Raw genomic sequence first — 25,281 nt, 5'->3', positions numbered from 1 at the left:
AACTCACGACAAGAAATCTTCCACTTTTGGTAGTTCTTTAGGTAACCCTTTCCTCTCTCTAATCTTAGTAACTACATCCAGTAAGATACTATCTGGAACTGGAGCCCATCTGCTAAACTCAGTACCCCAGAATGCTCTACCTCCAGTGGAACCTCTCAGTTCACTTGCCATATCATATGACTCTGAAACGGGGATCTCAGCAGTTATCCTAGACATGTTAGCTATTTGAGAAACATCAAGGATTTTACCTCTTTTTCTAGTTATCACTGCAGTGACGTTGCCTATAAGATCTGCAGGTACTCTTATATCCAGTTTCTGTATTGGCTCTAGTAAAGTCGGCCTTGAAGTTAAGAATCCAGCAAATATAGAGTTTCTAACTGCAGGATATATCTGTGCTGGTCCTCTGTGGGCAGGATCTTCATGTATTACAGCATCATGTAAGATAACTTTAACACCTCTAATCGGTTCATGTGCCAAAGGACCTTCTTTCATAGCTAACCTAAATCCTTGAAGCACTGTATCCATAACTTCCCTCAAATGCTGGACACCACTAGTTAAATCTACAAATACGTTAACGTTCTCATCTATCGCAATAATTCTCTTAGCTTCATCGTAGTCCCAACCGGCTTCATCTCTTAATATCTTAGCCATCTCTTTACTATCCATATCCTCCCTTATCGTGCCATTACTTATTAGCTCTATAGTCTTATCATTTAAAGGCTCTACACTTAAGTAGAACTTGTTATGCTTATTTGGAGACTTTCCTTCAAATACTTGACTCTTGGCTCTTATACTTTCTCTATAAACAACAATTGGCGGAGTAGTAACTACATCAATACCATAATTCTCACGTAATAACTGTAATGACACCTCCAAATGTAAGAAACCCATTCCCGATAGCAAGTATTCTCCAGTTTCTTCATTTATTTTAACCACTAAGTTTGGATCTTCAATACTAAGCTTCCTTAATGCATCAATCATTTTAGTCAAATCTTTAGGATTCTTAGGCTCTACGGCTATAGTAACTACTGGTTCAGATATGTAGTGTAATCTTTCAAAACTCCCTTGCACATTACTAAAACTAACAGAAATAGCTGTCTCTCCGGATCTTGCCCTATCTAAACCTAATACGGCTGCAATATTACCTGCTGGAATCTCTTCTGCAAGCTCTCTAGTTGGGCCCATGTATAAGCTTACCTGAAGTATCCTTTGTGAGGTCTTAGCGTTAACTAACCACAACTCCTCACCAGCTCTAAGGGTACCTGAGAACACCCTTCCTGTTGCGACTAATCCTGCATGAGGATCAACTTTCATATCGGTTATCATAAATACTATGGGACCATTTGGATCAGCATTTAACATCGCCTTAGCTAGCTCGTTATCTAGATCTCCTTTCCAGATTTTTGGAATTCTATATTTTTGCGCTTCAATAGGATTTGGAACGAATTTTATAGCAGCATCTAGTAGAGCTTCATTAATAGGAACTTGTGAAGCTAATTCTTCAAGTTTAGACTTATCAGAAGAAGTATACGCGTCAATAACATTCTTCATATTAATTCCTTTTTTCTGTGCCATAGGCAAACTAAATCCCCATTTATCTTTAGCAGATCCAAATATCACATTTCCAGCTTGCGGGTTAATCATCCATTTTTCTTTAAATTCTGGTTCTCCATACATATCGATTAAGTTATTAAATTGCCTGATTATATCTAATAATCTATTTAACATTTCTTGTGAACTTAACTTTAATTCCTTTACTAATCTATCTACTTTGTTTATAAATAGGATTGGTCTAACTCTCTCTTCCAGACTTTGTCTTAATACTGTTTCAGTCTGTGTCATAATTCCTTCCACTGCGTCTACAACTACAATTGAACCATCTAAAACTCTTAGACTTCTTGTAACTCTTCCGCTAAAATCAACGTGCCCAGGAGTATCAATTAGATTAATTACATAACCTTTACCTTCTACTTCGTGATATAAGCTAATATTAGCAGCCTTTACTGTTATACCTCTTTGTTGCTCGACATTTAAGTAATCTAAGGCTAGAGCTTCACCTGCTACTTTAGGAGATATTATACCTGATGCAGCTAGTAACGTATCACTAGTTGTAGTTTTTCCATGATCCACATGAGCAATTATACCTATATTTCTAACTCTCGTTCTATCTTTCATTAAGCTTAGAACTTGCTCTACTGTCTTATATCTAGGCAAATGAAATCACCAACTTCTCGCACTTAAACTTCTCTAGACCCATATTAAAAGGTAATGCTAAAAAAGAGACTAAAAAATTTAAAGGAAATCAAATAAAGAGGCACTTTTCTTACTATCATTATCAGCATTAGTTTTAGAATAGTGTACCCTTAAAATTTTATAAATATCCTCAGCTTTTTTCCTACTACCTAATGCTTTTTCCAATTCTGATATTGGTGCATTACAAATATTCTGTATCGTTCCAAACTTAAGTAGCAGCCTTTCAGCAAGTACAGAACCGATATTAGGAAAAGACTCTACAATATAAAGCTGTATATCAGAAACACTTTCTAGTTTAGCTTTATTATGTAAATTAATTCTCCTACCTCCATTTTCTCCTAATTGATACTTCTCTGCTATTTTTTTCAAAACTTCTGCAGTATCTTTTTTATCTCTAGAATAAAATACTTTAACGTCATAATCAATCGTAGCTGAAATTAAAGCATTATCTATCGCTCTCCACTTTTCGGTTATTTTCCTAATTTCATTAATATCACCTTCAACAATTAACATTGGAAAATTATAAACCTCTGAAAGCCTACTGATTTGATCAAAAAACCTTTTGTCAAAAACCGAATTTACCAAATCATTTACCGACTTCCTCTCTACTGCAGCCTCTTCACCTATTACATAATCAGCAACACTAAGTTGAGAAAATATTACCGTAACTCCTAACTCCTTTAATAACTCTGGTATACCACTAGCCTTTTCCCTATCATCGGCGTAAATTCTAATTACCATAACACTAATAAGTTATCTCGCTTAAGCTTTTATACCTGTTTGGCCACCTTGCGGATAATACTTCGATAACATCTCGTTTATTTTAGCTTGTAAGTCTTCTAACTGCTTTCTTAAAATACTTTCTTGCTTCTGATAAGTCCTTGATCGGAGTTCCAATAATTCTTTCCTATCATTAAGCTCCTTTTCCACTGATGTCTTATCTGATTTAATCAACAGATTCCCCACAATTTTATAAATAATAGCATCCGCATTTAGAACTGATAATTCTTCCAGTACTTTGTTTATCTCCCTTAATTCATTTTCTATAGTAGACTTTTCCAATAGTAATCTATCAAGTTGATCTTTTAACTGCTGAAATTTAGCTAGTTGAGCTTGAACTTCTGGAGGTAATTTCTCGGCCACTTTTTTCACCTCTTCCAGTGACTTTAGAATTGTATAGATCCAAAGTATATAAGAGTTCATTATAGCTCTAGCTCTTGTAATTGATGGCGCATCTATCTTAATCTGTAAAGGTGATTTCTCAATTTTTACATATTTAGTATCTATCTTTTCAATTATTATTGACTCATATATTATATCTTCCAATTTATTGTTATTATAATTTTCTTCATAAATTGAAATCTCTATCTTCACACTTCTAATATCATCTTTAAAAACTTAATGTTTTTCGTAGATAACGTGAACAAAAGCTCACAAATATTATTAGAGATTAGCTTTGAGTTCACAACAACTTCACAATTATCCGACAAATTGTAGATATTCATATCGACTAGAAAATCTCTCAGAAAATTACACCCGTTTAATTCTATACATATAGTATTATGCCCTTTTATCTGACGCAATGGTATATTATAATCAGATGGTAATGATAAACCTCTTAATTTAAAAAGATATTTTATAGAAAAACTCTCTAAATCATAAACAACTATTCTTAATGGATTCCCATTCTTAGCTAATACGAATAACAAATATATTGCTCCTAAATTAATAGCCCTTTTAAATATCTCTATCTTACTTTTTTTACCACGTGTAATTTTAACTGAATCAGGTAATAGAAAAGCCAAAATATTTAAAAAATTTCTTGTCCTAATACTAGGGTCTCTAGATGAAGTTATAACTATTCTAGTACGGTGTGTATGCAAGACCTGCCCACTTAGAACTACATTTCTTACAGTACCATATTCCGGAAGCTAATCTGACAACTTTACCAGTAGTCTTACAATAAGGGCATTGATGATCCTCATACCTCTTTTCCATTATTTCTTTCCACTTCTTCCTTAGAGTAGAGCCATATCTAGCCCCGAATCTTCCTGCAATTCCAGTGACTTTCCCCATAATTGTCGCCTATAATTAAATTCCTAACTGCTTTTTAAGTTCTTCTAAAAGCTTAACAGCCGCTAATCTTGCTGTATTCTCAGCTTGATCAATATCTTGTAATGACATACTGCCCTTTCCACTCTTTTGAATCCCCACTATTCTTAGATCTGGAGTGTAAGAAAATGAAATCTTAGCGTCCATTATTGACTCTTCATCCAAATCTGGATCAACTATTAAATATTTATCAACTTTTGCTATAGATACTGTAACTACTGGATAATTCAATGGTAATTTACCAGTAATTTCATTTTTATTGACTCTAAATCCGTTAGAATCTTGCTCCACCCTATACACTTTAGTATTATATAATGCTGCAACTGAGGCCAACGTACATGCGTCCAATACATTCCCGCCATAGTCTAATACGTAAACATCAAGCCATACTGTCCATACACTTTTACCAGGTTCTATTACAAGCCTAGTTAGATCTAATGCTTTAGAATCCCTTAAACTTCTATCTACTACTCTAGCTAATTCAATAGCATTCTCATCCGGAGGTCCAGGTTCAAAGGTTTCATACGCTAAAGGTAAGAGTTCAACATTGACAATGAGGTTTCCTTGATTAGGAGTGTCTTCATAAGGCTTATCTATTTCAAGTTTTGTCCCAGCCAATACCATTGTTGTGCCTAACTTTACTAACGCAGAACCATCAGCCTTCTTTGCGTAATCCAAGGTTATTGAAAGAGGTCTATAATCCGTTAATTTTCTTCCATCTTGCCTAATACCTTTCTCAAAAAGACTTACTATACTTTCCTTCTTAATTATAGGTATAATATTTTGATTTGATGGAGTAGAAGACAATTCTATACACCCTCTTCTTTAAACTCTACATACTTGCTTTTTAGGGCCTCCCTCTCTAAATTATATATTATATTTATACCCTTAACAGCTAAATCAAAAGCTTGCCTAAATTCCTCCGGTGTCATACTACCATTTAACTGGAATAGATTCACTTGGTTTAAAGACGGCATCATTGCAACCGGCATATCAGCTTCTCCCCACATATCCTCGAGTTCATTCAAATCTAGAACTATTACTCCATCAGCCTTCCCTACTGCTACCCCAGCTATTAGATCTCTCATGGGAATTCCAGCGTCGGCTAACGCTAAAGATGCAGCCATTAATGAAACTAATCTGGATCCGGCGTCTGCTTGTAATACTTCAGTAAAAACGTCTATTGCAGTTCTTGGAAACAGTTCCACTAAAACGGCTGATTCTAAAGCTTCTCTTATAACCTTAGAAAGCTCAATTTCTCTTCTACTAGGTGCTGGATTCTTTCGCTCGTCTGTAGAAAATGGTGTCATATGGTATCTAACTCTTAATACTGCTCTATCTGGAAGAGATAAGTGCCTCGGATGCATTTCCTTCGGACCGTAAACTGCTGCTATAGCCTTTGTGTTTCCCATCTCAAAAATTGCTGAACCATCAGCGTTTTTAAGCACCCCTAATTCTATCTTTATACTCCTTAATTCATCGGGCTTTCTACCATCTGTTCGTTTTCCACCTTCAAGGATTAGTTTTGGTCTCTCCACTTGAAGCATTTCTCTCACCTAATTTTTCCTCAATGAATTGTTTTATTCTATCTGTCAATCCTTTTATATGTGACTCATTTTCAATCTTCCTAATTGCCTCAATTAAAATTTCTTCAGAAAAGCGGGAAGGACAAGTAGCCCATATCCTACCATTGTTAGCAACAAACATGCTGCATCCACTTTTTGAGGTCAAGGTCTCATACATACTTTTATTCTTTCCTATAACACGCGGAACCTTAACTGGCATTATATCAATTACTATCCCATTATTGACACGACCTAGGTCCTTACCTTTAACTGATAAAACGGGATCTATTGACCTATCAAAATTTTCAATTCTAGCTATAACATAGTCGCCCACGTCTAAATATCTCCTTAAATCCTCTCCAACATTAACGGACCTTCCTAAAAGATTTGAGGCTGGTAAATATGCCTTATAAGGAGCTTTTATGTCAACCACCCAACCATAGATCTCAACGTCCTCTATCAAACCTATTACCACATCGTTGACCTTAGGATAGTAGAACGAACCTTCTAAAGGAATCACTTCAAACTGAGTATCTTTTACATCAAAAAGTCCAACAACTGTGGAGTAATATTTACTATTGATCTTTAATATATAGGGAGACCAAGGAATCTGAAATTCGCCTTCAGCTAATAGCTCGCCAGGTACTACTATTGACCTTGGCTGTAAAATAATTTTCTGAGACTGACTCATGCTTATCTCACTTGCAATACTTTAACTTCAACTTCTCCTTTTGTCAGATTATTTAATTTATCTATAACCTCTTGCTGTGCGCCCGCTGGTATTTCCAATTCAGCCAGTAACGTACCATCTTCTAACCAATTAGCTTTTTTTACCTCCCCTAAGTTATGTAATTGCGATCTAACCTTAGAGCTATATTCTGATGGCACTTTAATGCTAAGTAAAGCTCTTGCAATTTTGATTGGAATTATTTTAGAAATCTCCTTTACTATTTGCATAGCTTGCGCTTCCACGTCTTTATTTAAATCGATTTGTATCCTAGCTTGTTCCATTGCCATCTCTATTCTAGTTGGCGGAATTGGCAAATTAGTTTTGGGATCAACTGCGTTTCTATGAATAAAATCAATTATTTGCTTTCTCTTAGTTTCTAGCATCTCTTTCCTTTGTTCTGCAGTTACTGGTAATTCACCTTTAAGTAAAATTTCTTTTACAATCGTCTCGAAATCTGTAGTGCCAAAAACTTTTTTAAGTGACGCTGGAGACGCTTTTAAACCTTTCTTTACGTCCTTATAAATAGTATCAGAAACCACTACATCAGAAAGACTTACGCTCTTCCCACTTCTAAAAGCTAATGCTTCTTTTGGCTTAGCTAATATCTCAAATCTCTCTCCATGTGATTCATATTTAACTACTACATAATCACGCTCCTTCGTCATAAAAAAAATCCACCTTATTATAACTTCTGTAAGTACATATTCTTATCTTCATTGGTCATTTTTAGAAATAGTCCAGTTTGGGTTGAGGCATATCCTATTTCCACAGTATTTGGAGTTAACTTTTCATTAGGCTTAAGAGTGGCCGATAAGGCCTTTAAAGCTAAAAGTATAGTATCTTCTATATTCAGATCCTCCTTATAATTCTTCTCTAAAAACTCAGTAGCTGTATAATAACCTTGTCCTATTGCAACGGCTTGATACGGCATATATTGCCCACTAGGTTCAGTCATATATAACTTAGGAACTGATTTATCTATCCCTGCAATTACTAATGCAACGCCAAATGGTCTAACTCCTCCATGTTGCGTGTACATTTGCTTAACATCGGCAACTGATTTTGTTAGATAATCAATACTAACTGGTTCATCATATATTAACCTATGTTGTAGTGCTATATTTCTCGCATAGTCTATTAAAACCCTACCATCAGAGGCTAACCCAGCAAAACTGCACCCTACATGATCATCAATTAAAAATACTTTCTCTATACTATCTACATCTAATAATGATTGAGCTTTTCTTTTCTCGCTAGCGATAACTACACCTGATTTCGATTTAATACCGATTGCTGTCCATCCTTTTTTTACAGCTTCAAACGCATAGTCTACCTGATATAGTGATCCGTCGGGCGAGAATATGGTTATTGCCCTATCATATCCCATAGCTGCTGGTCCGAACGCCATATACTATTCACTCATGAAATAGTGAGTAGTCCCTAATTTTAAAAATATCGTTCAGCTCGTCGCAGAGAACATCATCGATACAGTCTGGAGCGGCTTCATCACTTTAATCCGATTAGTTTTTTAGCCTTTTTTAAGCTTCCGGTTGTTCTCCTAGGAACTATAAGTATTTTGTTACCATTAATTTCCTTAGCAAAAGGTAAACTAGCTAAAACTGCCTTATAGCCTATCCTATTAGTAGATATAATACCTTCTTGAGTATCCTCTCTATATATAACAACTTTAGGATTTGCTATATTAAGCCATACATTACCTAATAGGTCCTTCAAAGAGTTACGAACAATTCTCTCTAACTCATCACCTTTTACTTTAGATTCTGCAATAACGTAAAATACTATATATCTTTTTGCTCTCACTATTTTCTTATTTTTTACAATATTAATGTTTAAACTCTTTTTTCTGAGATAAAATACAGTTAATATGAGGAGCCATAATATTAATATGATGTCAATTATTAGCTGAATTGAGTTCATTCAACAACTTCATGGGATTTAATATAACAAACTTATAAGCTTCCTCTTCATCAGCTCCCAATATGGTCAAATAACTTATTTTAGAGATTGGACTCCAGATCTCATTAAAATCACCCGCATATGAGGAGAAAATAATATTAGGTATCCATTTATAGGCAAATACTATAGCATTATATAATAACCCGCTAGAAGATTTAAGTGAGACCTCAACGAATTTGTTATAAAATCTTAATAGGTTTAGCATACTTTTCTTAAATATCCTTATATTATCATCAGCTAATATCACAGCGTTAACCCTCTTATTGATAATAGAATACTTTAAGGCATCTATTGAAAGAGGTTTTACAAAGACTAACACATCTCTATCAATGAATGGCTTCTTAAGCATCTTTTTCAACTGATTTCCATTTTCAACTTTTATAGTGACCCTTTTTACACCAACTACACCGTCTTCACTAAAGACCATGTTATATCCTAACCGTTTGACATAAGGAAACAACCTAGAGTCTAGAATGCATGATTCTACTACTAACAAGTTTCTTTATCTCCTCCTTTATATTCTCCAAAGAAGTATTAAACGAAATCATACATTTAACCACATCATCACCATCCTTAAGAACGAGCCTACGCTCAGCAATCAAATACTGTTTATCGAATCTTAAATATAGTTTACTCCCATTCATATGGGAATCTATAGTTGTAAGGATGAGCATTAATTCTGTAGTTTCAAGTTTATCTAGTACCATTTTAAAAAATTGTTCTCCATTCTTTTTTTCAAATCTATACTCCAATATGATTATTTTATTACCATAATGACCTTGAACAGTTGTGATATTTTTCTTTGGGTTAGAGATAAGAGGATAGAAAAAACTCTCTATAACATTTACTATTTTATTGTAATCCTCAGTCTCATGAATAAAAACTGAAAGTATTGCTTGGTTTACTTTCATGCTCACTTTCCTGGTATTTTATCATATTCTTGTAATCTATAATACTTGCTTGCTTCATGTCTCTTCTTCTCTTCTCTCTCTTTCTGTTTCCTACTCCACTTATGTTTCACAGTACCTTTAAGCCCTCTAGATTTCCTTAATCCTCTAGCCTTCTTACCAGCAGACGTTAAACCTCTAAACACTCTATTCCTATTGCTAGGATCCTGAAGCCACTTATACTTAGGATCACTCTTTATCACTGCATGAGAAGGATCTACCATGACAATCTCATAATACTTATAAAGACCATCTTCTCCAACATAATAACTGCCAAGCACCTCTAAATTGGGATATTTTCTTGCAGCCCTCTCCTCAGCTATCCATCTGTATCCTTTAGCTGGACCATAACCATAAACACCCATCCTTTTTGGTCTTCTTCCCTTATTTGGTCTAGGCTTATTAAGACCTCCCCTTCTAACTCTCACTCTCACTATAACAAATCCTTGCTTAGCCTTATAGCCTAAACTTCTAGCCCTATTTAGCCTGGTTGGTTTAGCTAACCTAACTATCGAAGGCTCCTTTCTCCATTCAATAAGTCTCTGCCTTAATACGCTTTTTTTCCACTCTTCTGAATTCCATGTATTCTCTATGTAGTGATACATTGACAATGCCATCTATTCTCAAAATACTATGCTAAGCATCTAATTAATAAATGTGTCCACTAAATCAGAACATATGATTACCATTGGAATTATAGGAAAGACCAATGTGGGTAAAAGTACGTTTTTTGCAGCAGCAACGCTAAAAGATGTGGAAATAGCTAATAGACCATTTGTAACTATAAATCCAAATGAAGGCATAGGATATGTAAAAATAAAATGCGCTCATACTGAATTCAATGTGAAGTGTAATCCAAAAAATTCTATATGTATTGAAGATTACAGATTCATACCAATAAAACTAGTAGATGTAGCTGGATTAATACCTGGCGCTCATGAAGGAAGAGGATTAGGAAATAAATTCTTGGATGATTTACGTCAAGCTGATGCACTAATACATGTGATTGACGCGAGCGGATCCACAAATGAAGAAGGTGTCCCAGTAGAACCTGGATCTAGAGATCCAGAAGAGGATATAAAGTTTATAGAAAATGAGCTTGATGAATGGTTTTATTCCATTGTTAGTAAAGATTGGGCTAAATTCGCAAGAACAACAGATTTGTCTGGAAAAGATCTAGTAGATGCATTACTAAGTAAATTATCCGGAATATCTGTAAATAGATCCCATATTATTGAAACCCTAAAAATTACAAAATTGGAAAACCTAAAACTAATGCAGTGGACAGAACAAGATTTAAGAGCATTTGCTAAAACTTTACGAGCAATAAGTAAACCAATGATAATTGCTGCAAACAAGAGCGATCTACCACAAGCTAGAAATAATATTAAAAGATTAAAAGAGAAATATAAGTGGGTTATTCCAACTAGCGCAGCATCAGAAATGGCTCTAAGAAAAGCAGCAAAGGCTGGTATAATAGCTTACATTCCAGGTGATAATAATTTTACCATACTTAAACCATTAAACGAGAACCAAAAAAACGCTCTAGAATATATTAGAAATAATGTGTTACAAGTATATGGAAGTACTGGGGTACAAGAAGCGATAAATACTGCGACCTTTGATGCATTAAACATGATTGTAACGTATCCAGTAGAAGATGAGAAAAAACTGACTGACAGAAATGGAAACGTTTTACCGGACGCAATACTCTTAAAGAAAGGTTCTACTCCAAAAGATTTAGCTAATGCTATACATACCGAATTAGCAAAAGGTTTCTTATATGCTATTGATGTAAAGAGAAAAATGAGAGTTGGAGAGAATTATCAACTACAGAATAATGATGTAATAAAGATTGTATCAACTACCGCTAGACCTTCTTAAGTAGTATGGGATGAATTTCTCACCTTTCTCAACATCCCTATCTACCACAGCACTTGGATAAATCCAAGCATATGCACCAATCTTCACTCCAGGCAATATGGACACGTTAATCCCGGTTCTTACATGAGCGCCTACTATTGCACCTAATTTCTTTCTTCCACTGCTTACTCTTTCATTTTTTATATTCACTTTAACTTCCTTTTCATCAAATCGCAGATTAGCGGTTATCGTTCCTGCCCCAAAATTCACATCCTCACAGATTACACTATCGCCGACATAACTTAAATGCGGTATCTTTGTATTTTCCATTATTACACTTTCCTTTATCTCATTGAACGCACCGATCTTAACGTTACTCCCTATCACACTATATGGCCTTATATAAGCATTAGGTCCAATAACAGAATTTTTACCTATATAAACTGGACCCTCTATATAGGTACCAGATTTTATTAAAACACCATCTTCAATAATTACCTTGCCTTTGATTCTAACATTATCCTCGATCACACCTAGATTTTTATCCTTCTCTTTGTCTAAAAGGACCTTATTAGCCTCTATCAAATCCCAGGGCCTTCCTATATCTAACCATATTCCATCATATGTAACCACCTTCATCTTATTTCCGATGAGATTTACAGCATCTGTAAGCTCAAGTTCACCTCTACTTGATAAACTTATTTTATCCATATATGAGAAAATATCATAGGTAAGCTTATAGATACCTGCATTAATCAATTTTGAAGGAGGATTCTCAGGCTTTTCAACTATTTTCACTAGTCTATTTTCTGAATCTTTAACTATAACGCCATATTTTTTAGGATCGTTAGATTCTGTAGCTAGAATCACTTCTCCTTGAGTGTCCACTATTTTCTTCACTGCTTCTTCTTCAAAAAGAAGGTCCCCATAAATAACTAAAAATTCATCATTCCTCTCAAGATATTTCTCTGCTGCTCGTAAGGCTGCTGCAGTGCCTTTTCCTTCAGTCTGTTCAACTAGACTAACACCTTCTATCATTTTAAAGTATTCTTTATGGCTAGAATTTATTACAATTATAATATCACTAACATATTTCTTGACTGTTCGAATATTTCTTAAAATTAAAGGAGTATCAAGAATAGGAACAAAAGGTTTAGGTCTTGTATGGGTTATTGGTTCTAATCTCTCTCCTTTACCTGCTGCTAACACTACTGCTTTCAACTTGTTTACCTAAATTCTCTGGTACTTTTAGAACTTTAGTTTTTTCTATTTCAGCCTTCCTTAATGGGTATATCTTCTTTGTTGCTTCAAATATTTCATTAGCTAATCTTCCAAATATTACCTCCTGTGTAAAATCATCAAAAGTAAGTTCACTAGCTTTTTTAGATACTGTCTCATTAATTATTTTTCTAATCGCCGTTTTTTGAGATTGATGACATTTATATGTAGTTAGAACTAACCCCTTAACCCTTACTACATAACCATCCTTAGTAGTAACATCAAATATACTGTTTATTTTAGAGCTCTTTCTCCTAATTAATGATCTTAAGTAATCTCTTGAGAGTTCATGTCCAACAAATCTCGTAATCAATCTATCTCCTTCGTTACTTACAATCTTAAAATATAAGTGAACGTAAACTTGGCTGAAATCGCCGGTTAGATCATATAAAGTTGTCTCAACTATTCTCCCTATGGTTTGAGTTACATCGTAAGCTGGTGTAGAACCCAAGGAAACCTCTCCAAAAACTTTAGGTGTAATTATACTATACCATTTCTTCATTTTCCACTTATCCTTGATTGTCCCTCCTTTAGCTGACATTATTCATCTCCTTTTCATTGTGGAGTATTCTGGTATAAAGTTTTCTCAAAAAGTGTATGATGACCCTAGCCTCTTCCTCATCCTTTACTCCCTTTATTATTGCACGTTTTAGTGCTATATACATCTTATAATCATCATCAGATCTTTTAAGCAATTTATAGAGAATTTCAGTATATTTGTCTATTAATTTTATTGACTGATCAGAAATTGTAGGAGTCTGAGGATTATTCAGTAATTCTCTATTTTTCCAAATTTCATATAATACTATGCCAACAGCATGGGAAAGATTAAGAACAGGATAACTGGGATTTGCAGGAATATAAAGAAGAAAATCACATTTAAATATTTCTTCTCTAGTTAGACCAACGCTTTCTCTGCCGAAAATTAATGCAACTTTCTTACCTTGAATTAAAGGCAATAGTTCCCACGGTCTTATAGATTTCCTTAAAATATCTCCATTATTATCTGCTATACTCGAAGTAGCTATCTTAATATCAACGTCATTTATAGCCTCATCAAAGTTTTTCACAACTTTAGCCTTCTCTAAAGTATCTTTCCCACCAGCGGAAAACCTGAAAGCCTCAGAAATGTTAGCCCTTGGATTAACTATGTATAGTTCATCAACCAAAAAGTTTCTGCATAATCTAGCCACAAAACCAATATTATATTCACCTTCAGGTTCAACTAACACTACTCTTATCATTCTCCCTCACCAACTCTAATCCTATTAATCTCTCATACCCAATAACCTTCTCATACTTCTGTGAAATTTTGAATCTTCCATTATTAATAGCATATAATATCTTATCTTCATCACTTAAAGAAGAATATAGAGTATAAATTCTATTAGCTTTTACAGTTTTTAAAAAATCAACAAGAATCTTACTTCCATCCTTCCCACCAGACCAACTATACCCTATCCATTCATCATACTCCTCAACTGGTAAATAGGGAGGGTTAAAAATAGCTACATCAAAATCATATTTTCTAAGACAAGATAGTAAATCGCAATTTAGAACACCAAAATAGTTTGGACTGTTATATAAATTATTAACTTTTAAGGAACATAACGTAGATATAGTCGCATATGGATTTATATCTATAAACGTAACTTTTCCTCCCATTATTAGAGACCATATTCCTAAAATTCCAGAACCAGATCCCATATCTAAGACCTTATCACCTTTACTTATCTTTACTAGATCAAGTAGAATATCGGTATCGTCAGAAGGTTCATATGTCTGATCACTTAAACATAACTTAATCCCACGGAATTCAATAATTCTAACACTTGCCAAGGTTTAAATTCCCTCACCTTTAAGTTATTCTCCGAACTAAACCCACACAACTTAGAAGCCTTTTTTAAAGTTTTATTCCTATATCTACTGATACATGAAATTATGTTATCAACGTCTTTATTATATTCTCTCACCCTATTAAAAACTGTAATAATCGAGTAGACTTTTGGGCGAGGACTAAAACATCTTGGCGGAATTACGTCCTTAGTCTGTATATCAAAAACATAATTAAGCAAAAAAGAGATATATGTAGGGTCATTAAGAATCTTATCCACAAAGTCCTTTTGCAAGATCAGTGTAAGCTTACGTAAATTGTCAAGTTTAACTACCTCTTTAAAAAAGTCTGAAGTTATCTGGTAAGGTAGAGAAGAAACCAATTGACCCCTTAATGCTGGCAAATATCTAGCATCTGCTATTACAAGATTATAATTTTTCAAATAATCTATCATTTTCTCGTCTAATTCAATACAAATATCTGGTTCCAAAAGCTTAGTAATATTTCCTTTTCCGCATCCAATCTCTAAAATAGGTCTAATTCTATTATCCACATATGAAATAAACTTTTCTACAAAACTCTTATCAATAAGAAAAACTTGAGATAGCCTTACTTTAGCTTTTCAATATAACCCACGTAAATGAATTGTTGCTCTAATCTTTTATTTTCATCTGATATAAGAGGATATACAAACAGATAGTATTTTTCTCCACCTTGCATCTCTTTTATTATCCTCTCTACTAGTATAGAAGCCACATCCTTAACTCCTATACGCGACTCTATGTCTTTAAAACTCTCAAAGGGTTTCTTTCTTCTTTCCTCCAGAATTAGTCTTAAAGTCTTTTTACCAATATTCGGCAATAACTCCAACGCATGAAGCTTCAACGTCAATGGTTCAGCCTTGTTAAAAATCTCCACGAAGACTTTTTCTTTCTCCGAAACTATTTTATGCAAAATCTTAGGCAAATTATCCTTAGATACCGATGTAAGATCTTCATAAGAAATATGAGCATCAACCTTAACACTGGAATTTGAATCCAATTCGATCTTATCCTCTGGAAAGAAATCCAAATTATAAGATAGAGGAGTGAGTTCAAGCAATAAGAAGTAATCCTCACCTACAGCTTGAATAAGAGGCTTATCCCTATGAAACTTATGTTTATCTAATGGATTACCTTCCCTCATATAATCTAAAACATACACTACTCGCTCCTTTACTACCCTTTTTCTTTGCAATTCTACTTCCCTAAGTAGTAATAGATTCTAAAAGTAAAAACTCAACTCTTAATGTATTTCCTAATTATATCAATTATTTTTTGAATGTCCTCAGAAGTATATGTCCTATTACTATCCATTACTAAAATACTCCTTACCTCATCGGGTGTAATAGGGCAGATACTAGCTAAAATCGCCCTAACATCTTCTCTACTTATGATGCTGCTTAACTCTTCAACAACCTTCTGCGCAGATTCAGCATCACATTTCTCTACGCTATTTAAATAATCATAAGTCCTTTGTAATAAATTAGATGAACCTCCAGATTTAATTACATCGCTTAATAACTTCTTCGCAACTGAGTAAGGAATATAGTGCTCTTCAACAATGTAGACAGATGACAAATACTAATCACCCACCAGTACTAAAAGGGATCAAATGTTCTGGCCTAACAATAATTACCTTTTCCTTATCACCTAATGTGACTGAAACTAAATATGCCCTACCTCGTTTTCCAATAATTTTCCCTACTTTACCCTGGTAACGCCTATGAGGCATAGCAGAATGTATTGATGGGTTTATCTTTACTACGACCTTATCGCCTTCCTTATATTCAACCATTAGTCTACTTAGAGATGGAACTGCACCCCTCTCTCTAGGACTCTTTTTTAATAAACTCCTTGATCTAGTTCGATAACCTCTCGAATGTTTAACCATAATATTCCCTCTTACTCATTACATGCCACATAATTAAGATTTTTGTTGGAAAAACATATAAGGTAAAAGTGAACTCAGTATAATAGATTGCGGGGGTGCCCGAGCCTGGTCAAAGGGGGCGGACTTAAGACCCCCAAGTAAGAGATCCGCTGGCGAAGGCCTGCACGGGTTCGAATCCCGTCCCCCGCATAATAATTCCTTTTGCTTATATCTTCTGAAAAAGAAGCTGTACAAAAATTTAACATGAAACCCCATAATTATATGATAAATAATTTGCAGCTCCCTTTAACAAATAACCCTTTTAGGTCGTTGAGACTCCAATCCTGATTCGCAATTTGTAAAATGTTATTTAGATAGTTACTTACCATTTGCTCATACATTGCCTTCCAATTCCTAGTTAAACCCGGATAAATCTCGATACATTATATATTGTAGATATCACCTCATTATACATGTTTTGTATTTCCTTAGCCCTTCGCTCAGCTTACTTGTATCCTTCTTCGTAAGATACTTCAGACCAATCACCTAACTCTGCAGTAGCCAATGGGAAAAATCGTAGAAAGCTCAGTAATAGCCTTTTTCACCATCTTAAAGGCATCTAATAGTATATTAAACCCCTCACTTATATTCAACTCCTTAGCTTAATTGATAGGACTAACTTCAGTAAAATAGGAGGCTTAACAACATCCAAGACAATCAATTGAACTTGAAGATTATTAATATTAACAGTTCTGTAAAGAAAGACTTGACTCCCACTAATCCAAATTCTAAGCAATAAGAAGCGTAGAATAATCTACCAAATATTGGAGCATCAATATCGTTAAATTGAAAATCACGTATAAATGGTCGAAACTCGGTTCCTAATGCAATCAGGTCACAATAGTCGTTTGGAATTCTGATTACAATTATCTAAAAATAAATCTATTGGGCCATTAACTGTAGTTGCTGGATAATCGGATAAACCTAACGCGTTTACTACTTGCTCTAATAAAGCTAGATAAATGAAAGAATATCGAATCGAAAATATTACGAAGTAAGTCAAATTTTTCTCCACCTAATGAACTTCCTATAATATTCTTTGTCACATACTAATTGCCACCACTACCAAGATAGACTAACTGCTGTAGACTACTAGGAAGAGAAAGCGTTATTTCTTGTGCTAGACTTGAAATTACAATTAATGAAGAACCTCCTAATTTTAGTTATGTAATCCAAAATTGTACCTAATACTCCATGGCATGACTTAAACCTTGCTGGATTATACCACTCAGTAAGCGTTGATATTCTTCGTAATCATATAATTCCAATTCCTCCATTGCTTAGAAAGGTATCCCAAGCCTTTGAGTATAATTTCACTAAACCCCTAAATAATGCATCACCTTAATATACTGCTACATTACTGTCACCTATCCATGTTGGTAAAATTCCGCCAACGTAGTAGAACTATCCAATGCCCTCAGTTCTAATCAAAATGTTTGTCTAAAAATCTCAGTTTTCAACTCATATGCTCTTGAACTACCTGATACTCAGTAGATGAGATTCTTTCGGCGACACCTATAGCTGGATAAATCTCATCATTACTTTATTATTACTTGTATGATACATATAGTAGTTTTTTAGTAATATCACCTCACATTGTTACTGTGCTACATCAAATGAAGCACTTATTGACCCAATAATTTCACCGATTACACCCAAGATTGAACTTAGAGATATTCCAGCCACAGTTCCTATTACTATATGGAATTTAATAAATTGATGTTTAAATACTTTCTCATAATAATTGACAATTGATATATACTCGTACTAATAACTGAGATCCCTAAAATAAGTTTCCAAGCAAAGGCATATCCTTTGTTTTCACTAAATCTTTTTGCGGAATAATGGTAATAATTTATTAGCAAAAACTTCCACTTTATTTAACATGCGGGGGTGCCCGAGCTAGGTCAAAGGGGGTAGGCTCAGGCCCTACTGGCGAAGGCCTTCGCGGGTTCAAATCCCGCCCCCCGCAGTGATATAATTTGTATACTTAGGTAAACAAAGAAAAATCCTAAGCTTTTTATGTTCTTTCGATAAAAAACTTACGATGAGCTACAGAATAAAAGACCTTTCTCTCGCAAGTGAGGGGAAAAAGCAAATAGAATGGGCAGAAAGACACATGCCAACATTAATAGAAATAAGGAAGAGATTTGAGTCGCAAAAACCACTAAAAGACGTTAATATATCTGCAGTACTCCACGTCACTAAGGAAACAGCTGTATTAGTTAAGACTCTTAAAGTAGGTGGGGCAAACGTTGCTTTAGCCGGCAGTAATCCTCTTTCGACGCAAGATGATGTAGCGGCAGCTTTAGTAGAAGAAGGAATTTCCGTATTTGCGTGGAAAGGGGAAAATGAAGCTGACTACTATTCTAATATTGAAAGTATTGTAAAGATTCACGAACCGCATATTATAATGGATGATGGTGCTGATTTGCACGCTTACATTCATGAAAAGGTAAGTTCTAAACTTGATATTTATGGCGGAACTGAAGAAACAACAACTGGCGTCATCAGACTTAAGGCAATGGAGAAAGACGGTATCCTTAGGTATCCTGTCATCGCAGTAAATAACGCATATACCAAGTACCTCTTCGATAACAGATATGGAACTGGGCAAAGTGCGATAGATGGAATACTCAGGGCTACGAACGTCTTAATTGCTGGCAAAATCGCGGTTGTAGCTGGATACGGATGGGTAGGTAGGGGAATAGCCAATAGGCTAAGAGGTCTGGGTGCTAGAGTAATAGTCACTGAGGTTGACCCAATAAGGGCACTTGAAGCAGTAATGGATGGCTTTGATGTTTTGCCCATAGCAGAGGCCTCAAAGATTGGAGATATATTTGTAACAGCTACCGGAAATACAAGAGTTATTAGAGTAGAACATATACTCAACATGAAAGATGGCGCAATATTATCTAATGCAGGGCACTTTAACGTAGAGGTGGATGTAAAAGGATTAAAGGAGACTGCAGTTAAGGTGAGAAATATAAGGCCTTATGTTGACGAATATACTTTACCTAACGGTAAGAGAGTTTACTTGCTAGCAGACGGTAGGTTAGTAAATTTAGCTGCTGCAGAGGGTCATCCTAGCGAGGTAATGGATATGAGCTTTGCTAATCAAGCTTTAGCTGTAGAACACCTAGTTAAGAATAGAGGGAAATTAGAGAAGAAAGTGTACAATATGCCAATCGAGTTAGATTATGAAGTAGCTAGAATAAAGTTGAGATCCATGGGTATTCAAATTGACGAGTTATCAGAGGAGCAAAAAGAGTACTTAGAGCAGTGGAAATCAGGTACCTAAAGGTTTAAACGCAAGTCTTAAAAACAGTTTTTCAGTTATTGTATATGTGGGCCCGTAGCTTAGCTCGGTAGAGCGCTCGGCTCATAACCGAGTGGTCAGGGGTTCAAATCCCCTCGGGCCCATAATGACATAATCCCACTTTCTTTCAATTTTGTGTAAACTTCTATTCTACAACTTTAGTTAAAGATCCGAGGTAAGTTTTCTTTATTGCATTGTTCACCGTTTCTAATTTATGGACGTAATATCAACCTTAAATCTATCGTGAAATTATGTAGTGATAGTACTTTACGTAAATTTACATCAAATCCCTTAAACCTTAAATACTAACATAGATTCTCTTCAAGAAGATTTAAATAATCGTAAATACATCAAGTGTATATAGTGTAAATTCGCCTTAAATGTTACATTGGAAAAATTAAACGTGATATATATTATACGTCATTTTCAGGAAACTACTATAGTGATGTTTATAACAAATCTCATCTTTAGCTATTTTTACGCATAGTATTATGATTACGAAAACAGATTTAAAGGTAGTTGACAGATGTTAATTTTGTCGTTAAAGAGCATTAAATTGAAAGAAGACGGCAAAAATTCTGTGATAGCACGAAAAATACGGTGAACTTGTATTTTACTAGAAGGAAAATTTAGTAGATTTAATGAATGGATAGTACTTTATAGATTTTATCGTAGTCTGAATAGTTTCTTATAGTCAAGGAAGTATCCATAAACGTTTTTCAAGTACCTTGAGAGAGCCTTTACACCAAGGTGGGAACCGAGCTCATACTTCAAGATGTGGAGGAAGTTCACGACTAGTCCAACAAGCTTCATGTATCCGAGGATCTTGACTACGCTCTTGAACGAACTGCTCCTAAGGCCTAGGACCTTCAAATCCCTTATCACAGTTTCAACATCCCACCTATTCTCCCAAGTCGTTATTACCTCCTCAGAGGTCATGGTTAGGTCGGTCGTGAAGAAGTACCTCCTCCCGCAACCTTTATAATTATTAACTACAATTAATTTAATAGGAACGCCGAGGTACGTGACGGAGAACTCTCCCTCGGGGAACTCGGCGACCGGCACGGATCTACCTCCCTCGGTAACCCGCGCGCTCGCCTTAAGTTCCGAAACAACACCGGGCAGAAGAGTTCTCCTGTTCACGTACCACGAATCGAACGCTATTGAACTAACGTTAAGCCTCCTCCTCACTTTCTCTATCAGCTCAATTGCGATTTCGATCTTCGTTCTGAACTGGACTGGCTTCCCTTCTTGTTTCAAGATATTCACGACTTTTTGTGGTAGGTAGATCTCGAGGTGGATCAAGTAGACCTCGTTGGTTTCCAAGTCCCTTATTGTGGCTACAAGGATTTGGTGTGCTGGGATGTAGGTTTTATCCTTCCTGGAGTAGAAGAATTGGGTCATGTGAGCTGAGACCCACGCGGCTTCAGCGTAGTATTTCTCGTTTAGTGTGTCGTCTATTGAGAGCTGGACCTTGTGTTCCCCTACTAATTCCTTCACTACTTCGATTAGATCGACCTTAGCGACCTCCTCTAACTTCCTCAAGGCGTATTCGTAGTCAATTCCAGCCGTGGTGCACTTGGCCCTCATTGATCCATCCTCGATCAGAGATGCACCCAGTAACTTCACTAGGGATTTACTGCCTAGCGTCTTCTTCACTTTCTCTAGGTACTTCCTTACCTTTGCAAATCCCCTGTTGAAGAGACTCGTTATTTTCATTGTTTAGTCTTGGTATTATCATCCTAAAAAGTTTTTAAGGTATTTCAAATTGACGTCATTTTCAGGAAACTACTAAATGGAAACTGATTCATGACCAGGAACTTAGAACTCCATAGAAATGTTGAAGAATATAAATTGTAAGCGACGATTCTATGAAAGCTGTATATACGATCATTAATAGTCCAACTATCAATAACTTTAAGCAAGAGCTGTTGGTAGATCTATAATTTTGTCCAGCATAAGCATGAAACTAAATGCTAAGAGTTCAAGGATTTCATGGGGAAGAGTACCAATTAACCCTATAAGCAAACCAGTAGCAAATTCTATTCTACCTACAACAAAAGATATAACTAAAATAATCACTATTCTCTGAATTATCACATCATGACCTAGTAAGAAGATAATAATGGAAAACGTGAAGTTAACCACTATTATCTTCAAGAAAAGCCAGTAGTTGGGTATGGGGAGTTCACGCGGGACTCCGGCTTTAAAAACTTGAGAAATAATCCCATATGGCGCCACCAAAAAGTCCGAGCCAGAAGACGAAATATATGCCCAGAATCTTCCTCCAGCCAACTTTATCTACCATCTTAAACACCGTGATGGAGAACGATCCAAATAGTACCAACCAAAGCGTTAATACCTAAGTATGTAAACAACGTGATCAAGAACACCTTAATAGGCTTACTTTTTATGAAGACTTTGATGACTAAGAATGCAAATATTGCCCAAAGGACGAACTGAAGGATTACTAGGTACATGTTAGGAAAACTTAATAATTCACATTCACTCATGAATACATAAATTCCAGCCAAGAGAAACGAGAAGTTCCTTCCCCCTTTTGTCGTTTTCCCATAGTATCCTTTCAATATTGGGAAGAAGATAGTCCCTAACAAGAATGTTATAACTAGAAAGCCTACGTAGGATAACGGGAACAAAAATCCTATTACCTTAGAAGAAGTAAACGGAATCATTAATATGGTAGATTCAATTAAGGACAAAACCACGGGAAACTCCCAAATGTTTAATGAAGAGAGAGCATCTCCTGTCTTCAGAGCACTCCTAGACGAAGTATGAGTAAGCCTACTCCATAATGGTGCATCTTCAGTAGACGTTACTCCATACATTGCTTGGAGCGTATTGATCAGATCATTATATGCTCTTTCACCTATATTTCTGAAAGTAAAAGCATCAGCCCTAGATTCCAAAACTCGATGTAAGAGAAGAACTATAATGGATATGCTAATTGTAATAAGCACCATCTTAATGATAAGAGCTAGACTAATGTGAATAATATTTTGAAAAAAGAATACATTATACACTATAAACCAAATCAAATCGTATATCATAGAAAAAAGGAACAATAATATTAACTCAAGAAAGATACCATGATGCTCTCTAGCATGACCTAATTCATGGGTCTTTACAGTCTCGATAGAGGAATTTGGGTTTCCTTCACCAACGAAGATAATAGTTTTGAAGAATGAGTTACGAGACAATGTAAGGACTTCACTCGTAATACCACCAGCAACATTTGGTAATTCTATAATTTTAATCTCCCCTGCTCTCATACCCTTATACAATCCAATTCTAGGAAACAGTATAGTTGCTATTAAGGTTTCAAAAAAGAAAGTAAGCGTAATTAAAATAGCCATATCCATGAGGGTAATCGTGGTTACGTGCAGTACTTTTATAAAGTATAAGAAAACTAGCAGTGCGATAATAGGAACTGTCGTAGAGATAGAAAAGGATTCTAACATAAGTAGTCTCATTAAAGGAAGTAGAGATTTAGTGTTAGACTGTGAGGAGTTAAGGGGATTTTTTGATATTTGTAATCTAGCTTCAGTATTCTTTTCCCTAAAGATTGCGATTATCGAGTAGAGAAATAATCCAATTGCTAATCCTAATGCTACAGTACCTGCGTAAACGAAAATTATCGATATATAGGAATATTGTTTCCATACTATATGAGGTAAATAGGATATTAAAAACAAAAGATAAGATAAAACCAAAAAAATTACATAACTTATATGCCTCTTACTTCCCTTCATACTCCTATCTCCTCAACAAAATCGTATGCAAATAGCTAAAAGTGCTACTCCTACACCACTCAACACCAAAGATAAAATGTTTAAATCATCGTTATGCGGTGTAATACTACCATCAAATACTGCTCCCGCTAACCCACCAAATACTCCAGCTGCCGAAAAAAGTGTGGCAGCAGATGCACCGCCTGCAACTGCCCAACTTATCCCAAATGCTACTAAAACCGCCCATCCTTGCATTGCTAATGGAGTTATAGCTAATAATACTAAGGCAACAATTGATAGTAATACATCTTTGTAAGATTTTTCTTCTACTTTATTGGTTCTCATCTTTTCTCACTATTCTTTTTTCTTCATACTTTTGTTTTTTTTTAAACTCCTAAAACCATTTAAATTAAGGTGAATTTTAATAAATGTAACTCCTTCTTTTCTTTTCTACAAACATTTATTAAACGTTATTAACCAAAGTTGAGTCTTACTTGTTCTTTTCTAAAAAATTACTTATATACCTCTCAAGAACTACATTATAAGACATCAGCATAGGAATTTCTTGTATATCGAGATAAACTAGAAAATACTAAAATAAAGCTAGTTGATTTTATTTAAATCAGAAGACATTATATTTTCCAAGAATAAGAGAAAAATAATGCTTTCCCTAGTCAAACGGGAGGAAAAATATAGAATTTATTACACAAAAAGATGAAGGGAAAGCAAGAATGAGCCAATGAAGTAAGTAAGTGAGCTAGGGGAGTTCAAGTGAGATTGGAAAGTGTTGGGGAAATTGTATCTTCCCTCGTCTTATTCGAGAAAAGCTGGTCATTTCGTCTATGAACTCCATACAATTTGATCCTCCGAAGAGATAAGAGAATGACCAAGAGTTGACTATGAAGTAGGAGATGAGGGTGAGAACTAACTCTTCCCACGTTACAAGTTATGGTCCTTGTCCTAAAGCTCTTAAGGGAACGTGGTCCCTATTTTTCATCTCTTCCTATACGTCTTAGCTAAGAAGATAGTCTAGTACTCCGAAATCTTGTTCCTCACTAGGAGCTAAATCGCCATATAGGTTAATTAGCTGGGGAGAGTAATACTCCCCTCATCTGGGGAAAATGGTCGCACCGAGAAATGAAGGAAAATCTTCGGGTTAAAGCGTGACAACACCCTAAAACAAGAGAACAGATTGAAGAGGCACTCTTCCTCGTTACAGACGATGAGAATATAAGTGAGGAGAGGTTGGAGAAGTTCTCAAAGGGTGACTTCTTAGACGTAAAGCTTTATCAATTGGAATATACTGAAACGGTATTGGAGATTCAAATCCTAGCCATAACCCTATTTTAAACCCGAGAAGAGTTAATGAGATTTACAAACCTTGATTCGTAATCTTTTTCATAGTTTAACCTTATGTTTAATGTCTTTAATATTTCTAGGAAGTACTAAATATAATGAGATCCCTTTAAATGAAAATAGGATTGCGAAAATGAGGTAGATGATGTACTGGTACCCTTAATGTTATGCATAGAAAACTCTATAGGAGTTGATATACGCCGGGGACGGGATTCGAACCCGTGTGCCTCAGAGAGGCAGTAGGTCCCTCGCAGTAACGCTGGAAAAGGTCTCGAGCCTACCCCCTTGACCGCTCGGGCACCCCGGCAATTAAATATAAGTATAGTT

The 25,281-nt window shown here is 35.3% G+C and carries 29 protein-coding genes, 4 tRNA genes and 2 pseudogenes; 6 read left to right on the top strand and 29 right to left on the bottom strand.

What is annotated here, in order from left to right; all coding sequences use genetic code 11:
* Positions 1-3 precede the first annotated feature (3 nt).
* The 14 genes from GFS03_RS07935 to GFS03_RS07865 all read right to left on the bottom strand — a co-directional run bounded on the left by GFS03_RS07935 (position 4) and on the right by GFS03_RS07865 (position 10,201).
* A complete protein-coding gene (locus tag GFS03_RS07935; RefSeq protein WP_153423302.1) occupies positions 4-2,214 on the bottom strand; it encodes an elongation factor EF-2 in 2,211 nt (736 codons plus the stop codon).
* A gap of 78 nt (positions 2,215-2,292) precedes the next feature.
* The gene (gene xpf / locus GFS03_RS07930) at positions 2,293-2,994 is read right to left on the bottom strand and encodes a 3'-flap repair endonuclease Xpf (protein WP_153423301.1); all 702 of its coding nucleotides are present in this window, start codon (positions 2,992-2,994) and stop codon (positions 2,293-2,295) included.
* A 21-nt stretch (positions 2,995-3,015) separates the two neighbouring features.
* Positions 3,016-3,396, bottom strand: coding sequence for a prefoldin subunit beta (locus GFS03_RS07925; protein ID WP_153423300.1), 381 nt, complete (start codon positions 3,394-3,396; stop codon positions 3,016-3,018).
* 227 nt (positions 3,397-3,623) lie between these two features.
* Complete coding sequence (locus GFS03_RS07915; protein WP_153423299.1) at positions 3,624-4,136, bottom strand: Brix domain-containing protein; 513 nt, start codon at positions 4,134-4,136, stop codon at positions 3,624-3,626.
* The gene (locus tag GFS03_RS07910; protein WP_153423298.1) at positions 4,117-4,329 is read right to left on the bottom strand and encodes a 50S ribosomal protein L37ae; all 213 of its coding nucleotides are present in this window, start codon (positions 4,327-4,329) and stop codon (positions 4,117-4,119) included. Before GFS03_RS07910 ends, GFS03_RS07915 begins: the two co-directional genes overlap by 20 nt.
* A 15-nt stretch (positions 4,330-4,344) precedes the next feature.
* The gene (gene rrp42 / locus GFS03_RS07905; RefSeq protein WP_153423297.1) at positions 4,345-5,172 is read right to left on the bottom strand and encodes an exosome complex protein Rrp42; all 828 of its coding nucleotides are present in this window, start codon (positions 5,170-5,172) and stop codon (positions 4,345-4,347) included.
* Positions 5,173-5,174: 2 nt separating this feature from the next.
* Positions 5,175-5,912: an exosome complex exonuclease Rrp41 gene (rrp41, locus tag GFS03_RS07900; protein ID WP_153423296.1), complete on the bottom strand. Its 738-nt coding sequence runs from the start codon at positions 5,910-5,912 to the stop codon at positions 5,175-5,177.
* Positions 5,878-6,621, bottom strand: coding sequence for an exosome complex RNA-binding protein Rrp4 (gene rrp4, locus GFS03_RS07895; protein ID WP_153423295.1), 744 nt, complete (start codon positions 6,619-6,621; stop codon positions 5,878-5,880). The genes rrp41 and rrp4 overlap by 35 nt, the downstream gene beginning before the upstream one ends.
* A 2-nt stretch (positions 6,622-6,623) precedes the next feature.
* On the bottom strand, positions 6,624-7,325 hold the full coding sequence (locus GFS03_RS07890; RefSeq protein WP_153423294.1) for a ribosome assembly factor SBDS: 702 nt from the start codon (positions 7,323-7,325) through the stop codon (positions 6,624-6,626).
* Between the two features lie 17 nt (positions 7,326-7,342).
* Entirely contained in the window at positions 7,343-8,068 is a 726-nt protein-coding gene (psmA, locus tag GFS03_RS07885) for an archaeal proteasome endopeptidase complex subunit alpha (RefSeq protein WP_153423293.1), read from the bottom strand.
* 98 nt (positions 8,069-8,166) lie between these two features.
* Positions 8,167-8,598 (bottom strand): Rpp14/Pop5 family protein, encoded by a 432-nt coding sequence (locus GFS03_RS07880; RefSeq protein ID WP_153423292.1) that lies wholly within the window; start codon positions 8,596-8,598, stop codon positions 8,167-8,169.
* On the bottom strand, positions 8,573-9,133 hold the full coding sequence (locus GFS03_RS07875) for an RNase P subunit p30 (protein ID WP_153423291.1): 561 nt from the start codon (positions 9,131-9,133) through the stop codon (positions 8,573-8,575). Before GFS03_RS07875 ends, GFS03_RS07880 begins: the two co-directional genes overlap by 26 nt.
* Positions 9,099-9,548, bottom strand: a complete 450-nt coding sequence (locus GFS03_RS07870; protein ID WP_153423290.1) for an RNA-binding protein — start codon at positions 9,546-9,548, stop codon at positions 9,099-9,101. Before GFS03_RS07870 ends, GFS03_RS07875 begins: the two co-directional genes overlap by 35 nt.
* A 2-nt stretch (positions 9,549-9,550) precedes the next feature.
* A complete protein-coding gene (locus tag GFS03_RS07865) occupies positions 9,551-10,201 on the bottom strand; it encodes a 50S ribosomal protein L15e (protein ID WP_153423289.1) in 651 nt (216 codons plus the stop codon).
* Positions 10,202-10,262: 61 nt separating this feature from the next.
* Here GFS03_RS07865 and GFS03_RS07860 point away from each other — a divergent pair, with 61 nt between their 5' ends.
* Positions 10,263-11,468, top strand: a complete 1,206-nt coding sequence (locus GFS03_RS07860) for a redox-regulated ATPase YchF (protein ID WP_153423288.1) — start codon at positions 10,263-10,265, stop codon at positions 11,466-11,468.
* Here GFS03_RS07860 and spn read toward each other — a convergent pair.
* From spn to GFS03_RS07820, 8 genes are read right to left on the bottom strand one after another with little or no spacing between them, the layout of a single operon-like run.
* Positions 11,445-12,668: a bifunctional sugar-1-phosphate nucleotidylyltransferase/acetyltransferase gene (gene spn / locus GFS03_RS07855; RefSeq protein WP_153423287.1), complete on the bottom strand. Its 1,224-nt coding sequence runs from the start codon at positions 12,666-12,668 to the stop codon at positions 11,445-11,447. The genes GFS03_RS07860 and spn overlap by 24 nt on opposite strands.
* Positions 12,640-13,266 carry a 30S ribosomal protein S3ae gene (locus tag GFS03_RS07850; RefSeq protein ID WP_153423286.1) on the bottom strand — a complete coding sequence of 209 codons (627 nt, stop codon included), beginning with the start codon at positions 13,264-13,266 and terminating at the stop codon, positions 12,640-12,642. The genes spn and GFS03_RS07850 overlap by 29 nt, the downstream gene beginning before the upstream one ends.
* Positions 13,256-13,969: a tRNA (cytidine-2'-O-)-methyltransferase TrmJ gene (gene trmJ / locus GFS03_RS07845; RefSeq protein ID WP_153423285.1), complete on the bottom strand. Its 714-nt coding sequence runs from the start codon at positions 13,967-13,969 to the stop codon at positions 13,256-13,258. Before trmJ ends, GFS03_RS07850 begins: the two co-directional genes overlap by 11 nt.
* Positions 13,947-14,564 (bottom strand): HemK2/MTQ2 family protein methyltransferase, encoded by a 618-nt coding sequence (locus tag GFS03_RS07840; RefSeq protein ID WP_153423284.1) that lies wholly within the window; start codon positions 14,562-14,564, stop codon positions 13,947-13,949. The genes trmJ and GFS03_RS07840 overlap by 23 nt, the downstream gene beginning before the upstream one ends.
* Positions 14,516-15,121 (bottom strand): 16S ribosomal RNA methyltransferase A, encoded by a 606-nt coding sequence (locus GFS03_RS07835; protein ID WP_238699232.1) that lies wholly within the window; start codon positions 15,119-15,121, stop codon positions 14,516-14,518. The genes GFS03_RS07840 and GFS03_RS07835 overlap by 49 nt, the downstream gene beginning before the upstream one ends.
* A gap of 47 nt (positions 15,122-15,168) precedes the next feature.
* Positions 15,169-15,795 carry a DUF655 domain-containing protein gene (locus GFS03_RS07830; protein ID WP_153423282.1) on the bottom strand — a complete coding sequence of 209 codons (627 nt, stop codon included), beginning with the start codon at positions 15,793-15,795 and terminating at the stop codon, positions 15,169-15,171.
* 41 nt (positions 15,796-15,836) lie between these two features.
* Positions 15,837-16,178, bottom strand: coding sequence for a DNA-directed RNA polymerase subunit F (locus tag GFS03_RS07825; RefSeq protein WP_153423281.1), 342 nt, complete (start codon positions 16,176-16,178; stop codon positions 15,837-15,839).
* Positions 16,179-16,185: 7 nt separating this feature from the next.
* Positions 16,186-16,491 (bottom strand): 50S ribosomal protein L21e, encoded by a 306-nt coding sequence (locus tag GFS03_RS07820; RefSeq protein ID WP_153423280.1) that lies wholly within the window; start codon positions 16,489-16,491, stop codon positions 16,186-16,188.
* A gap of 89 nt (positions 16,492-16,580) precedes the next feature.
* Here GFS03_RS07820 and GFS03_RS07815 point away from each other — a divergent pair.
* Positions 16,581-16,680: transfer RNA gene (locus GFS03_RS07815), tRNA-Leu, on the top strand.
* 685 nt (positions 16,681-17,365) lie between these two features.
* Here GFS03_RS07815 and GFS03_RS07810 read toward each other — a convergent pair.
* On the bottom strand, positions 17,366-17,545 hold the full coding sequence (locus GFS03_RS07810) for a hypothetical protein (RefSeq protein WP_153423279.1): 180 nt from the start codon (positions 17,543-17,545) through the stop codon (positions 17,366-17,368).
* Positions 17,546-18,417: 872 nt separating this feature from the next.
* On the opposite strand from GFS03_RS07810, the gene GFS03_RS07805 reads away from it, so the two are divergent.
* The 3 genes from GFS03_RS07805 to GFS03_RS07795 all read left to right on the top strand — a co-directional run bounded on the left by GFS03_RS07805 (position 18,418) and on the right by GFS03_RS07795 (position 19,953).
* Positions 18,418-18,502: transfer RNA gene (locus GFS03_RS07805), tRNA-Leu, on the top strand.
* Positions 18,503-18,577: 75 nt separating this feature from the next.
* Entirely contained in the window at positions 18,578-19,831 is a 1,254-nt protein-coding gene (ahcY, locus tag GFS03_RS07800; RefSeq protein ID WP_153423278.1) for an adenosylhomocysteinase, read from the top strand.
* A gap of 48 nt (positions 19,832-19,879) precedes the next feature.
* Positions 19,880-19,953: transfer RNA gene (locus GFS03_RS07795), tRNA-Ile, on the top strand.
* A gap of 41 nt (positions 19,954-19,994) precedes the next feature.
* Here the strand turns inward: GFS03_RS07795 and GFS03_RS13825 are convergent.
* The 5 genes and pseudogenes from GFS03_RS13825 to GFS03_RS07770 form a co-directional block, all read right to left on the bottom strand.
* Positions 19,995-20,063: pseudogene (locus tag GFS03_RS13825) on the bottom strand (hypothetical protein); the annotation flags it as partial.
* Between the two features lie 452 nt (positions 20,064-20,515).
* The gene (locus GFS03_RS07785) at positions 20,516-21,568 is read right to left on the bottom strand and encodes an ISNCY family transposase (RefSeq protein ID WP_153421985.1); all 1,053 of its coding nucleotides are present in this window, start codon (positions 21,566-21,568) and stop codon (positions 20,516-20,518) included.
* A gap of 198 nt (positions 21,569-21,766) precedes the next feature.
* Positions 21,767-22,144 (bottom strand): hypothetical protein, encoded by a 378-nt coding sequence (locus tag GFS03_RS07780; RefSeq protein WP_153423277.1) that lies wholly within the window; start codon positions 22,142-22,144, stop codon positions 21,767-21,769.
* 14 nt (positions 22,145-22,158) lie between these two features.
* Positions 22,159-23,619: a M48 family metalloprotease gene (locus tag GFS03_RS07775; protein ID WP_153423276.1), complete on the bottom strand. Its 1,461-nt coding sequence runs from the start codon at positions 23,617-23,619 to the stop codon at positions 22,159-22,161.
* Positions 23,620-23,631: 12 nt separating this feature from the next.
* Positions 23,632-23,943 (bottom strand): hypothetical protein, encoded by a 312-nt coding sequence (locus tag GFS03_RS07770; protein ID WP_153423275.1) that lies wholly within the window; start codon positions 23,941-23,943, stop codon positions 23,632-23,634.
* Positions 23,944-24,760: 817 nt separating this feature from the next.
* Between GFS03_RS07770 and GFS03_RS07765 the strand changes: the two are divergent.
* Positions 24,761-24,945 (top strand): annotated as a pseudogene (locus GFS03_RS07765) (IS110 family transposase); the annotation flags it as partial.
* 207 nt (positions 24,946-25,152) lie between these two features.
* Here GFS03_RS07765 and GFS03_RS07760 read toward each other — a convergent pair.
* Positions 25,153-25,261: transfer RNA gene (locus tag GFS03_RS07760), tRNA-Ser, on the bottom strand.
* Positions 25,262-25,281: the final 20 nt, after the last annotated feature.

The sequence above is a fragment of the Sulfolobus sp. E5-1-F genome, from assembly GCF_009601705.1.
Taxonomy (GTDB): domain Archaea; phylum Thermoproteota; class Thermoprotei_A; order Sulfolobales; family Sulfolobaceae; genus Saccharolobus.
This window is presented reverse-complemented; position numbering and strand designations above follow the sequence as displayed.